The following is a 13,258-nucleotide window of genomic DNA, read 5'->3' on the forward strand; positions in this document are numbered from 1 at the left end:
GCGGCGGTTGTGCATGCCGGCATCACGCCGGCGCTGCCTCAGGCCTGGTCGATGGGAAGCGGTGCCTCGGGCGCGACGAGCCCTTGCGCGCGCAGCTCGCGCCAGAAGTCCGCCGGAACGGCCTCGGCAAGCGCTGCCTGGTCCTCGGCGATCCGCTCGGGGCGGCTCGCGCCCGGGATCACCGCGGCGACCGCCGGATGGGCCAGCGAGAACTGCAGCGCCGCCGCCTTGACGCTGATGCCGTGGCGTTGCGCGAGCGCCTTGATGCGCTCCACCCTGGCGAGGATCTCGGGCGGGGCCTTCTGGTATTCGAAGTGCGTACCGCCGGCGAGGATGCCGGAGCTGTACGGACCGCCGACCACGATCTCGGTATTGCGCCGGGCCGCGGCCGGCATCACGCGCTGCAGCGCGCGGCCATGGTCGAGCAGCGTGTAGCGGCCCGCCAGCAGGAAGCCGTCCGGCTGCGGCTCATCCAGGTCGAGCGTCAGCTCGATCGGCTCGACGCGGTTGACGCCGAGGCCCCAGGCCTTGATGGCGCCTTGCTCGCGCAGGCGGGTCAGCACGCGGAACGCGCCCTTGCGCGCGATCTCGAACTGCGCGAGCCATTCATCGCCATAGAAGTCCTGCGCGATGTCGTGGATCCACACGATGTCGATGTGATCGGTATTCAGCCGCTTGAGGCTGTCCTCGAACGAGCGCATGGTGCCGTCGGCGCTGTAGTCGTTGACGATCTTGTTGGGCCGGCCGGAAGCGAATACACCGGCCTTCTCGCCAAGGTCGCGCGCGCTGACGTCCTCGACTTCATCCAGGATCACGCGGCCGACCTTGGTGCTCAGCACATAGTCCTTGCGATCGTGGCTGGCGAGGATCCGGCCCAGCCGGATCTCGGACAGGCCGGCGCCGTAGAACGGGGCGGTGTCGAAGTAGCGGATGCCGTGGTCCCAGGCCGCTTCCACGGTGGCCTCGGCTTCCGCTTCCGGGATCTCGCGGAACATGTTGCCGAGCGGGGCGGTGCCGAACCCAAGCCGGGTGCCCGCGGGCAGTTTGTCCTTGATGCTCATGACTTGCTCCATAACGTAACGATTGGTGAAGCCAAGTCTAGGATGGCAACTTAAGTCTGTCTAAGACATAATTGTCTGTAGTTAAGTCCTGCGGAGTCTCAAATGTTGGATATACGGCAACTTCACTATTTCGTCGCGGTGGCCGAGGACGAGCACGTGGGCCGGGCCGCCGAGCGCCTGCATATCTCGCAATCCCCGCTGAGCCGGCAGATCGCGCAGCTCGAGGACAAGCTCGGGCTTATGCTGTTCGAGCGCTCCCAGCAGCGCATCCGCCTCACGCCCGACGGACGCACGTTCCTGGCGGAGACCAAGGCCTTCCTGACCCATGCCAACCGGCTTGAATCGCTGGCGCGGCGCCTTGGCAAGGGCGACGAGGGCGGGCTGTGCATCGGCTACCTGGAATACGCGATGCATTCAGGCGTGCTGCCCAATGCGCTGCGCGCCTTGCGCGCCGAGCGGCCCGCGGTCCACATCGCGCTCTACAACTACAACTCGGCCGCGCAGATCGAGGGCTTGCGCCAGCGCAGCCTCGACATCGCCCTGGTCTGCGAGCCGCCCGCGCCCGACGATCCCGACCTCGAGTGCGCGCAGGTGCTCAACGATCCGATGCTGCTCGCGATGCCCGAGGGCCATCCGCTGGCCGCTGTCGCGCAGCTGACGCCCGAGGATTTGGCCGTGCAGAAGTGGATCGGCGTGATGCACAAGGAGAACGCGCTGGGCCATGATCCCTTTATCGCTGCCTGCGCGCGCGCCGGCTTCACACCCGCGATCACGATGGAGGCCACCGAGCCGCTGGCCGCGCTCGGACTGGTTGCCGCCGGGCTCGGCGTGACCATGATCCAGCAGAGCCTGCGCCACCAGGCACCGGGCGGCGTGGTGCTGCACGACCTGTCGTGGTTCACGTACCGCACGCCGCTGTGGGCCGCCTGGCACAAGGTCAACCTGCGCCCGCTGGTGGAGATTTTCCGCAAGACGCTGCTGGCCACGAGTGCCGACGCGCTCGCCGGCACGCCGGCCTATCCGCGCCTGACGCCGGCTGCGGCGTGAGCGGCTCGGCGTGCACCTGTACTTCCCGAGCCGCCGCCAGTCATCTCCTGCCTTTGCGTTGCTGGGATGCCTTGCGCTATCGCGCTTGATGTGGCGGACGTTGGTCAGGGTTTTCCCTGCGTAGCCTGTGGCCCGTGCAGAGCGCGCACCTCGTGCCGGCCCGGCCAGTTCCGATTTCCGTAAGGATCCGCGTCGCGGCTTAATTGACGCTCGGTCCCCGTCTTCTTATCGTTGGTCCCATAACAGCAAAGCTGAAATGACGACCGGCCTGCGCGATTCTCCTGCGGGCTGTATCGCGCTATCCCAGGAGACAGACGTGACCATCCACAGCATCCCCACCTCGCCGTAGCGGCCGCCCCGGGGGCGGCCCGCGCTTCCGGCACTCCCTGCCAAAGCACTTCCTTCGCTTGACCCACCAAGCGGCGGGCGCCCCTGCGCGCCTTCCGCGACGGAGACGCTATGTCGCAACACCTGATTTCCATCTCTGTCCTGGCGCTGATGTTTGTCATCGCCACGGTCCTGCCCATCAATATGGGCGCGCTGGCCTTCGTCGGCGCGTTCCTGGTCGGCACCCTGGTTGCCGCGATGCCGGCCAAGGGTATCCTGGCCGGCTTCCCCGCCGACCTGTTCCTGACGCTGGTCGGCATCACTTACCTGTTCGCTGTGGCGCAGAACAACGGCACCATCGACTGGCTGGTGAGGCTTGCGGTGCGCGCCGTGGGCGGCCGGATCGCGGCGATTCCGTGGATCATGTTCATGATCGCGGCGGTGCTGACCTCGGTCGGCGCGGTCAGCCCGGCAGCGGTGGCGATCATTGCGCCGATCGCGCTGGGGTTTGCCGCGCGCTATGGCATCAATCCGCTGCTGATGGGGCTGATGGTGATCCACGGTGCGCAGGGCGGCGGCTTCTCGCCGATCAGCATCTATGGCGGCATCACCAACAAGATCGTGCAGAAGGCGGGCCTGCCGCTGAACGAGATGGCGACGGCCTTTGCCAGCCTGGGTGTCAACCTTGCCGTGGCCGCGGGACTGTTCGTCGCATTCGGCGGCCTGCGCCTGATGCGGCAATCGGCGCCGGCGGCAGCACCGCAGGCGGCCGCCGACGGTGTGCTGGCCATGAGCCCTCCCTTCGGCGCACACACCGTGCCGGCGCAGGGCGCGCAGATCTATGGCGATGCCGAGGCCGAGGCCGGCATGGAAGAGCGGAAGACGATGGCACGCGACCGCGGGTCGATGCTCGAAGGCAATGCCGCCAGCACCGCCGAGGCGCCGGCCGGCCTCTACCAGTACCTGACCGTGGCCGGCCTGGTGGCGCTGGCTGTCCTGACCCTCTACTTCAAGCTCGATATCGGCTTTGTCTCGCTGACCATCGCGCTGCTGCTCACGCTGATGGCGCCGGAACTGCAGAAGCGCGCACTGAGCCAGGTGTCGTGGCCCGAGATCATGCTGATCGTCGGCGTCAGCACCTACGTGGGCGTGATGGACAAGATGGGCACGATCGATTTCGTCGGCCACAGCGTGGCCCACCTGACCTCGCCGCTGATGGCGGCGCTGCTGCTGTGCTTCGTAGGAGCGGTGGTGTCGGCGTTCGCATCGTCGACCGCGGTGCTGGGCTCGCTGATCCCGCTTGCCGTGCCGTTCCTGCAGCAAGGCTCCGACGTCAGCGCGATCGGCTTTATCGCGGCGATGGCGGTGTCTTCGACGATCGTGGATGTGAGCCCGTTCTCGACCAACGGTGCGCTGGTACTGGCCAACGCCCAGGGCGTGGACCGGCAGGCCTTCTTCCGCAAGCTGATGATCTATGGCGCGCTGGTGACCGTGATTGCGCCGGTCGTGCTGTGGTTCATCTTCGTTGTGCTCTGAGTTCCTTCCATCGCCTACACCAGACTCGAAAACATGAAATTGCTCGAATCCATCATGCAGGCGCCGCAGGCCATTGTGCCTGTGCAATCCCGGGCCAGGCCGGCCGCCATCCCCGACCTCGCCGCCTACCAGGCGCTGTGCGAAGAAGCCGAGCACGACTATGAGGGCTTCTGGGCCCGCCACGCGCGCGAGTTGCTGCACTGGAACAAGCCCTTCACCAAGGTGCTGGACGAGAGCAACGCGCCGTTCTACAAGTGGTTCGAGGACGGCGAGCTCAACGCGTCTTACAACTGCCTGGACCGCAACCTGCAGAACGGCAATGCCGACAAGGTCGCGATCGTGTTCGAGGCCGACGACGGCACCGTCAGCCGCGTGACCTACCGCGAGCTGCATGGCAAGGTCTGCCGCTTCGCCAATGGCCTGAAGTCGCTTGGCATCAAGAAGGGTGACCGGGTCGTGATCTACATGCCGATGTCGGTCGAAGGCGTGGTGGCGATGCAGGGCTGCGCACGGCTAGGTGCCACGCATTCGGTGGTGTTCGGTGGTTTCTCGGCCAAGTCGCTGCAGGAGCGGCTGGTTGACGTCGGCGCGGTGGCGCTGATCACCGCCGACGAGCAGATGCGCGGCGGCAAGGCGCTGCCGCTGAAGGCGATCGCCGATGATGCGCTGGCACTGGGCGGCTGCGAGGCGGTCAGGAACGTGATCGTCTACCGCCGCACCGGCGGCAACGTGCCCTGGACCGAGGGCCGCGACCGCTGGATGGAAGACGTCAGCGCCGGCCAGCCGGACACCTGCGAAGCCGAGCCGGTGAGCGCCGAGCATCCGCTGTTCGTGCTCTACACCTCCGGTTCCACCGGCAAGCCCAAGGGCGTGCAGCACAGCACCGGCGGCTACCTGCTATGGGCGCTGATGACGATGAAGTGGACCTTCGACATCAAGCCCGACGACTTGTTCTGGTGTACCGCGGACATCGGCTGGGTCACTGGCCATACCTATATTGCCTATGGCCCGCTGGCCGCTGGCGCCACCCAGGTGGTGTTCGAAGGCGTGCCCACGTACCCCAACGCCGGCCGCTTCTGGGACATGATCGCGCGCCACAAGGTCAGCATCTTCTACACCGCGCCGACCGCGATCCGCTCGCTGATCAAGGCCGCCGAAGCCGACGAGAAGATCCACCCCAAGCAATACGACCTGTCCAGCCTGCGCCTGCTCGGCACCGTGGGCGAGCCGATCAACCCCGAAGCCTGGATGTGGTACTACAAGAACATCGGCAACGAGCGCTGCCCGATCGTCGACACCTTCTGGCAGACCGAGACCGGCGGCCACATGATCACGCCGCTGCCGGGCGCGACGCCGCTGGTGCCGGGCTCGTGCACGCTGCCGCTGCCGGGCATCATGGCCGCGATCGTCGACGAGACCGGCCATGACGTGCCCAACGGCAACGGCGGCATCCTGGTGGTCAAGCGCCCGTGGCCGGCAATGATCCGCACCATCTGGGGCGACCCGGAGCGCTTCAAGAAGAGCTACTTCCCCGAGGAGCTGGGCGGCAACCTCTACCTGGCCGGCGACGGCTCGATCCGCGACAAGGACACCGGCTACTTCACCATCATGGGCCGCATCGACGACGTGCTGAACGTGTCGGGGCACCGCATGGGCACGATGGAGATCGAGTCGGCGCTGGTGGCGAACTCGCTGGTGGCCGAAGCCGCGGTGGTGGGCCGCCCGGACGACATGACCGGCGAAGCCATCTGCGCCTTCGTCGTACTGAAGCGCGCGCGTCCCACTGGCGAAGAGGCCGTCAAGATCGCCACCGAGCTGCGCAACTGGGTCGGCAAGGAAATCGGCCCGATCGCCAAGCCCAAGGACATCCGCTTTGGCGACAACCTGCCCAAGACGCGCTCGGGCAAGATCATGCGGCGCCTGCTGCGGTCGCTGGCCAAGGGTGAGGCAATCACGCAGGACACCTCGACGCTGGAGAACCCGGCGATCCTGGAGCAGCTCGGCCAGGCCAGTTAGCCATGCGAACCAGCCGCCACGCGGCTAAGATAGGAGGCCGCCCCCCACACCCGAGCCCAGCACCATGAGAATCCGCATTGGCGAAGAGATCACCTTCCGCAAACTCGAAGCCCTGCTGGCGTTCATGGAATCGGGCAACCTGGCCAAGGCGGCCGAGATCCTGGACACCAGCACGGTCAGCGTGCACCGTGCGCTGCATTCGCTGGAGGAGGGCACCAGTTGCGCGCTGTTCCGGCATGAGGGCCGCAACCTGATCCCGACCGATGCGGCCTATGTGCTGGCGGATACGGCAAGAGAAGTGCTCAAGACCATGGCCGACGGCATCCGCGCCACGCGCGAGGCCGCCGGCTATTCGGCCGACCAGCTCAAGATCGGCTCGCTCTATTCACTGACGGTCCAGACCGTGCCCAAGATCGTGATCGGGCTGAAGCTGCGGCGCCCGGAGCTGCAGACCGAACTCGTGCTGGGCTCCAATGCGGACCTGCTGCAAAAGCTCAAGCAAGGCTCGATCGACGCCACGCTGATGGCGGTGCCCGAGCCGGATCCGGATATCGAATCGATCCCGCTGTTCGAGGACGATATCTTCTTTGCGGCGCCGGCCAACTCCCCTTATGCCTCGATGCCGGCGGTCGACCTGCGCGCCTGCCGCGACGAACCATTTGTCGCGCTGAGCGAGGGTTTCGTCACCTATCATGGATTTGTCGAGGCGTTCCGGATCGCGGAGTTCACGCCGAATCTCGTCATGAAGGTGGGCGATATCTTCTCGCTGATGAACCTGGTGGGCGGCGGCATCGGCTGCACGCTGCTGCCCGGCCGGGTCCGGGGCGTGTATTCGCGCAACGTGGCGTTCGTGCCACTGACCGGCGAGTACGACATCAAGCAGAGCATCGGCCTGAGCTTCCTGCGCCGCCGCGAACGCGATCCCAACCTGCTGGCGCTGGCCGCGGTGTGCCGCATGGCCATGCGCGAGACGGACCAATAGGGCGCCGGGGCCGCTTCCAGCCTTGCTGCTGGCCTCGCTTCCGGCCAGCGTAACGGTTCTCCCCCCGGCGTGATTGTTCGGTGACCTCCACCTGTTTAAGGTGGACCCATCAGACAGACGTCAGCCGGAGATGCGATGACCACCACCAGCACGGGCCGCCAATGGAACACCCGCAGGGAAGCCAAGGCGCGCCGCAAGCAGAACGCCGCCGCGATCGCGCAGGGCAAGCTGGTCCCGACCAGCGATATCGTGCCCTTCCTGGAGGCCGTGCTGCTTCCGGGCGACCGCGTGGTGCTCGAGGGCAACAACCAGAAGCAGGCTGACTTCCTGTCGCGCTCGCTGGCGCAGGTCGATCCCGCGCGCGTGAACGCGCTGCACATGATCATTCCCAGCGTCAGCCGGGTCGAGCACCTGGACCTGTTCGAGCGCGGCATCGCGCGCAAGCTGGATTTCTCGTACGCCGGCGCGCAGAGCATCCGCATCTCGCAGTTCCTGGAAGACGGGCAGCTCGAAGTGGGTGCGATCCACACCTATATCGAACTCTATGCGCGGCTGTATGTGGACCTGGTTCCCAACGTCGTGCTGATCGCCGGATACAAGGCCGATCGCGACGGCAATCTCTACACCGGCCCGAGCACCGAAGACACGCCGGCACTCGTCGAGGCCGCCGCCTTCCGCGACGGCCTGGTCATCGCGCAAGTCAACGAGATCGTCGACGACCCCGCCGGCCTGCCGCGCGTGGACGTGCCGGGCTCCTGGATCGACTACGTGGTGCAAGCGGACAAGCCCTTCTTCTGCGAACCGCTGTTCACGCGCGACCCGCGCCTGATCAAGCCGGTCCACGTGCTGATGGCGATGATGGCGATCCGCGGCATCTACGAGCGCCACCAGGTGCAGTCGCTCAACCACGGCATTGGCTTCAACACCGCGGCGATCGAACTGATCTTGCCTACCTATGGCGAGTCGCTGGGGCTGAAAGGCAAGATCTGCAAGTACTGGACCCTCAACCCGCATCCGACGCTGATCCCTGCCATCGAGACCGGCTGGGTCGAGAGCGTGCACAGCTTTGGCAGCGAACTGGGCATGGAGGCTTATGTTGCCGCAAGGCCGGATGTCTTCTTCACCGGTGCGGATGGTTCGATGCGCTCGAACCGTGCCTTCTGCCAGCTTGCCGGCCAGTACGCGGTGGACCTCTTCATCGGCTCGACCCTGCAGATCGACGGCGACGGCCACTCGTCCACGGTGACCCGCGGGCGCCTGTCGGGCTTTGGCGGCGCGCCCAACATGGGCCACCAGCCCGGCGGGCGCCGGCACCCGACGCCGGCCTGGCTGGACCTGATCGAGACCGACGATCCGCTCGCGCGCGGCCGCAAGCTGGTGGTGCAGATGGTCGAAACCTTCCAGGCAGGCGGCAAGCCCACCTTCGTGGAATCGATGGACGCGGTCGACGTCGCGCGCGAAAGCGGCATGCCGCTGGCGCCGGTGATGATCTACGGCGACGACGTCACGCACGTGCTGACCGAGGAGGGCATCGCCTACCTGTACAAGGCGCAATCGCTGGAAGAGCGGCGCCGGATGATCGCCGCGGTGGCCGGCGTCACGCCGATCGGCATGAAGCATGACCCCGCCACGACGCGCCGCATGCGCAGCGACGGCCTGATCGCGCTGCCTGAAGACCTGGGCGTGCAGCGCAGCCAGGCCACGCGCAGCCTGCTGGCCGCCAAGAGCATGGCCGACCTGGTGGACTGGTCCGGCGGCCTGTACGCGCCGCCGGCCCGCTTCCGGAGCTGGTAATGGCGAGCGCAGCTGCAAGGATCCTGCATACGCCGGCACAGCCCTGGCACCAGCCTGCGGCCTCCACCCGCGCCCAGGCACTGGCTGGCCTGGCCGTCAGCGCGATTGTCGAGGAAGCACGCCTGTCGCCCAAGCCCGGCCTGGTCGACAGCCGCGGCAGCGGTGCGCATACCGACCTGACATTGCCGCTGATGCTGCGCTCTGCGCAGTCGCTGGAACCATCGTTCGTGGCCATGGCCGACGCCGGCCTGCAGGCGCCGCGCGTTGCGTATGGGCTGCGCGAACGGCTGGGCGCACTCGGCCGCGAGGCCGAGGCCGTCATGCTGTCTGCCACCGGCGGCGTCAACACGCATCGCGGCGCGATCTGGTGCATCGGCTTGCTGGTCGGCGCCGCGGGACACGTCAGCGCTGCCGGGCACCGTGCCAGTGCCGCCGCGATCAGTGCTACAGCCGGCGCCATTGCCGCGCTGCCGGACCGTCACCGCCCCGCGGTGACCGGGAACAAGGGCGAGCTCGCGTGCCTGGCGTACGGGGTTGGCGGTGCGCGGGAGCAGGCACGGGCGGGTTTCCCGCACGTGATGCGGCTGGCGCTGCCGGCATTGCAGCGCAGCCGCGCGCGCGGCGACAGCGAATCCACGGCACGCCTCAATGCGCTGCTGGCGCTGATGAGCGCGCTGGACGATACCTGCGTGCTGGCGAGGTCCGGGCACAAGGGCCTGGGCTACATGCAGGCCGGTGCGAAGGCGGTACTCGCCGCCGGTGGCGCGGGCACGGTGGCCGGACGGCGGCACCTGCGCAGCCTGGACGCCGGCATGCTGGCGCAGCGCGCCTCACCGGGCGGCGCGGCGGACCTGCTGGCCGCCACCATCTTTTTGGACCGGCTGTCGCACGACGACGATGCCGGCGGGCACGACTTCAGGGGACTGTGATGGAACAACTGCGATTTGAATTTCCGGCAGGGCAGCCTGCCGCTGGGCGCGTGCTGGTCGGCGTGGTGGGATCGGGCGACCTCGAGGTGCTGGTCGAGCCCGGCAGCGGCGGCGTGACCACAGTGGAGGTCACCACCTCGATCAATGGCTATAGCCGCGTCTGGGATGCGCAGCTTTCGCGCGTCTTTGCCGCCGAGCCGCGGGCATCGATGCAGATCCGCATCCACGATTTCGGCGCGACGCCGGGTGTGGTCGGCATGCGCCTGGCCGAAGCCTTTGAGGCGCTGGGGGGCGTACAGCAACCAGGAGAGGGGTCATGAGCACCGAGGCACTGCTGGCGCGCAACAGCTTTATCGAACTGGGGGCACGCGAGCGCGCGCGCGTGCTGCTCGACGCGGGCACCTTCCGCGAACTGGCCGGCCCGTTCGACGGCCTGCAATCACCATGGCTGCCGCCGCAGGGCGTGGTGCCCCAGAGCGATGATGGCGTGGTGGTTGCCAAGGGACGCATCGACGGGATGCCGGTGGTGGTGCTGGCGATTGAAGGCGCGTTCCAGGGCGGCAGCCTCGGCGAAGTCGGCGGCGCCAAGATCGCCGGCGCGCTCGAGCTCGCGGCCGAGGATAATCGCCGCGGCGAACCGACGCGCGCGGTGCTGCTGCTGGAAACCGGCGGCGTGCGCCTGCAGGAAGCCAATCTGGGCCTCGCCGCAATTGCCGATATCCACGCCGCGATCGTCGACCTGCGGCGCTACCAGCCCGTGGTGGGTGTGATCGCGGGGCAGGTGGGGTGCTTTGGCGGCATGTCGATCGCCGCCGGGCTGTGTACCGCGCTGGTGATGACGCAGGAAGGGCGCCTGGGCCTGAACGGCCCGGCCGTGATCGAGCAGGAGGCGGGCATTGCCGAGTATGACTCGCGCGACCGGCCCTTTATCTGGAGCTTTACCGGCGGCACGCAGCGCGTTGCCAGCGGCTTTGCGGATATTTACGTCGATGACGACTGCGACGCCATGCGCAGCGAAGTCGCCACACTGGTGCGCGGCCCCGTTGCCGCCAGCCATCGCAGCGAGCGCTACGCGCAGTACCTGGCCGCGCTGCAAGACTATGACGCCAGCGTCCAGCCGACACCGGCGGGGGTGCAAGACCTGTTTCAATGGGAGAACGACGCATGAACGCACAACTCCATCCCGCGCCTGGACGCGAAATCAGCCGCGGCGCACGATGGCTGCAGGCGCTGGCGCCGACGGCGTCGTACCTGCCTGGCTTCCCGGACTCGGTGGCAGTTGCGGACGGCGAACTGGCCGGCGGAGCGGTGCGCTGGATCGCGCTCGTGCCGGATGCGACCAGCCGCTTCCCGCGTGCGCGCAACGGCGAGGCCGGCCTGCTTGAAGGCTGGTCGCTGGCGCGCGCGGTGCGCGAGGTGATCGAAGCGGATCGCAACGCGCAGGTCAAGCGCGCAATCGTGGCGATCGTCGATACGCCCAGCCAGGCGTATGGCCGGCGCGAAGAAGCGCTCGGCATCCACCAGTCACTGGCCGGCGCCGTGGCCGCCTATGCCGACGCGCGCCTGGCCGGCCATCCGGTGGTGGCGCTGATCGTCGGGCGCGCCATGTCGGGGGCCTTCCTTGCGCACGGCTACCAGGCCAACCGCATCATCGCGCTCGATGACAAGGGCGTGCTGGTGCATGCGATGGGCAAGGAAGCCGCCGCCAGGATCACCATGCGCACGGTCGAGGACCTCGAAGCGCTGGCATCGACCGTGCCGCCGATGGCCTATGACATCGAGAACTTCGCCACGCTGGGCATCCTGTGGCGGCTCATTGATGTGGAATCGGCCAGCGAACCAATGGCGGCGGATGTGCACCTGGCCCGCGACACCATCCTCTCCGCGCTGGCGGATATCCAGCGCGATCAGGCGCACGACCTGTCGAGCCGGCGCGCGGGGGCCAACCGCAAGGCGTCGGCCGACGTGCGCGCCTGCCTGACGCGGCAATGGCAGGCCTGAACGCCGCCACGCTGGCACCGCATGACCTGGTCTGGCTGGCCGATCCTGCCACCAGCCTCGACCGGGATGCCTTGCCGGACTGGGTCTCGCTGACAGCGCTGCGCGAGATGCCGGTGGTGGTGCGTCGCGATGGCTGCCGCATCGGTGAGATTCCCGTCGGGCTGCGCGGCCGCACGCGCTCGGAACGCTATGGCACCTGGGTCGCGCCCTCGGCGATCTGCAAGATCGTTACGCCGATCGAGCTGGCCGCGCAGCGCACCTGGCGCCATCGACCGGAGCTGGCGACACTGCCGGCAATCGTCGCGCTCGAGGCTATCGCAGACTGGCTCGACGCAGCGGATATCCGGTGGGGCGTGACCGGCAGTGCAGGCTTCTCGCTTGCCTGTGCGCACAACGTGCTGCATGCCGACAGTGACCTCGACCTCGTTGTGCAAGCTGCGCAACCGCTGCCGGCCCGGCACGTGGAGCTGCTTGCCGAACTGCAGCGCGCCGCGCCGGCCAGGATCGACATCCAGGTTGCGACGCCGTTCGGCGGCTTCTCGTTGCTGGAGCGAGTGCGCAGCGGCGGCAAGGTGCTGCTGAAGACTGCGCACGGCCCGAGGATGACCGTCGATCCCTGGCAACCCGCGCCATGAACATCCTGTTCACCTTTCCCGGCCAGGGCGCGCAGCGCCCGGGCATGCTGAAGGACCTGCCGGCGCATCCAGCGGTCGCAGCGGTGCTGGCGGAGGCGGAGGAGGTCCTGCAGGTAGCAGTAGCGGAGATGGATTCGCCGGCAAGCCTGCAATCCACGGTCTGGACGCAGCTTTGCCTGCTGACCGCAGGCGTGGCGATGACGCGCTGCCTGGCCGCGCATGAGGCCAGCGCGGATGCAGTTGCCGGCCTGTCCATCGGCGCCTACGCGGCAGCGGTGAGCGCAGGGGTGCTGTCTTTCGCCGATGCGCTCAGGCTGGTGCGGCTGCGCGGCGAACTGATGGCACAGGCCTACCCACAGGGCTACGGCATGACGGCCATCATCGGCCTGGACCGAAGCCGGCTCGAACCGCTGGTCGCGCAAGTCTGCTCGCCGCAGCAACCGGTGTACCTGGCCAACTTCAATGCGCCGACCCAGATCGTGATCGCGGGCAAGCTGTCGGCACTGGCAGAAGTATCGGCGCTCGCCCTCGCGGCCAGTGCGCAGGCCGCAAAGCCCGTGGCCATCCACGTCCCGTCGCACTGTCCGTTGCTCGATGACGCTGCGCAGACACTGGGCGATGCCATGCAAGACGTACCGCTGTCGCCGCCCACGCTGCGCTACTTCAGCGCCAGCAAGGCACGCGAACTGCGCGATCCCCGCAAGATCGCCGAGGACCTCGTGCAGAACATGGCCACCCCTGTGCGCTGGCATGAAACCATGCTGCTGGTCCGTGCCAATGGTGCGAGGCTGGTGGTGGAAGCGCCGCCGGGCGACGTGCTGACACGGCTGGCGCAGCCGGTGTTTGCCGATGGCATGGCGCTGGCGTGCGACCGGACCCGGGTGGATTCGATCGCGGCGATCATGCGGCGCGAGCGGCGAGAGAGTTAGG

12 protein-coding genes are annotated in these 13,258 nt (G+C 67.7%); 11 read left to right on the plus strand and 1 reads right to left on the minus strand.

The window, feature by feature from the left end:
* Positions 1-38 precede the first annotated feature (38 nt).
* Entirely contained in the window at positions 39-1,061 is a 1,023-nt protein-coding gene (locus ABNX08_RS33945; RefSeq protein WP_022537575.1) for an aldo/keto reductase, read from the minus strand.
* Positions 1,062-1,163: 102 nt separating this feature from the next.
* Between ABNX08_RS33945 and ABNX08_RS33950 the strand changes: the two genes are divergently transcribed.
* The 11 genes from ABNX08_RS33950 to mdcH all read left to right on the plus strand — a co-directional run bounded on the left by ABNX08_RS33950 (position 1,164) and on the right by mdcH (position 13,257).
* A complete protein-coding gene (locus ABNX08_RS33950; RefSeq protein ID WP_022537576.1) occupies positions 1,164-2,108 on the plus strand; it encodes a LysR family transcriptional regulator in 945 nt (314 codons plus the stop codon).
* A gap of 459 nt (positions 2,109-2,567) precedes the next feature.
* A complete protein-coding gene (locus ABNX08_RS33955) occupies positions 2,568-3,971 on the plus strand; it encodes an SLC13 family permease (protein WP_022537577.1) in 1,404 nt (467 codons plus the stop codon).
* Positions 3,972-4,004: 33 nt separating this feature from the next.
* Positions 4,005-5,987 carry an acetate--CoA ligase gene (gene acs, locus ABNX08_RS33960; RefSeq protein ID WP_022537578.1) on the plus strand — a complete coding sequence of 661 codons (1,983 nt, stop codon included), beginning with the start codon at positions 4,005-4,007 and terminating at the stop codon, positions 5,985-5,987.
* A gap of 64 nt (positions 5,988-6,051) precedes the next feature.
* The gene (locus tag ABNX08_RS33965; protein WP_022537579.1) at positions 6,052-6,969 is read left to right on the plus strand and encodes a LysR substrate-binding domain-containing protein; all 918 of its coding nucleotides are present in this window, start codon (positions 6,052-6,054) and stop codon (positions 6,967-6,969) included.
* Positions 6,970-7,104: 135 nt separating this feature from the next.
* On the plus strand, positions 7,105-8,763 hold the full coding sequence (gene mdcA, locus ABNX08_RS33970; protein WP_022537580.1) for a malonate decarboxylase subunit alpha: 1,659 nt from the start codon (positions 7,105-7,107) through the stop codon (positions 8,761-8,763).
* Positions 8,763-9,692: a triphosphoribosyl-dephospho-CoA synthase gene (locus ABNX08_RS33975; protein WP_022537581.1), complete on the plus strand. Its 930-nt coding sequence runs from the start codon at positions 8,763-8,765 to the stop codon at positions 9,690-9,692. Before mdcA ends, ABNX08_RS33975 begins: the two co-directional genes overlap by 1 nt.
* Positions 9,692-10,012, plus strand: a complete 321-nt coding sequence (locus ABNX08_RS33980; RefSeq protein ID WP_022537582.1) for a malonate decarboxylase subunit delta — start codon at positions 9,692-9,694, stop codon at positions 10,010-10,012. The genes ABNX08_RS33975 and ABNX08_RS33980 overlap by 1 nt, the downstream gene beginning before the upstream one ends.
* Positions 10,009-10,860 (plus strand): biotin-independent malonate decarboxylase subunit beta, encoded by an 852-nt coding sequence (locus ABNX08_RS33985; RefSeq protein WP_022537583.1) that lies wholly within the window; start codon positions 10,009-10,011, stop codon positions 10,858-10,860. Before ABNX08_RS33980 ends, ABNX08_RS33985 begins: the two co-directional genes overlap by 4 nt.
* Positions 10,857-11,693: a biotin-independent malonate decarboxylase subunit gamma gene (mdcE, locus tag ABNX08_RS33990; RefSeq protein ID WP_022537584.1), complete on the plus strand. Its 837-nt coding sequence runs from the start codon at positions 10,857-10,859 to the stop codon at positions 11,691-11,693. The genes ABNX08_RS33985 and mdcE overlap by 4 nt, the downstream gene beginning before the upstream one ends.
* Positions 11,681-12,328 carry a malonate decarboxylase holo-ACP synthase gene (locus ABNX08_RS33995; RefSeq protein ID WP_022537585.1) on the plus strand — a complete coding sequence of 216 codons (648 nt, stop codon included), beginning with the start codon at positions 11,681-11,683 and terminating at the stop codon, positions 12,326-12,328. Before mdcE ends, ABNX08_RS33995 begins: the two co-directional genes overlap by 13 nt.
* On the plus strand, positions 12,325-13,257 hold the full coding sequence (gene mdcH / locus ABNX08_RS34000; RefSeq protein ID WP_022537586.1) for a malonate decarboxylase subunit epsilon: 933 nt from the start codon (positions 12,325-12,327) through the stop codon (positions 13,255-13,257). Before ABNX08_RS33995 ends, mdcH begins: the two co-directional genes overlap by 4 nt.
* Position 13,258 lies beyond the last annotated feature (1 nt).

Origin of the sequence: Cupriavidus sp. DF5525 (genome assembly GCF_040149425.2) — a bacterium.
Classification (GTDB): Bacteria; Pseudomonadota; Gammaproteobacteria; order Burkholderiales; family Burkholderiaceae; genus Cupriavidus; species Cupriavidus pickettii_A.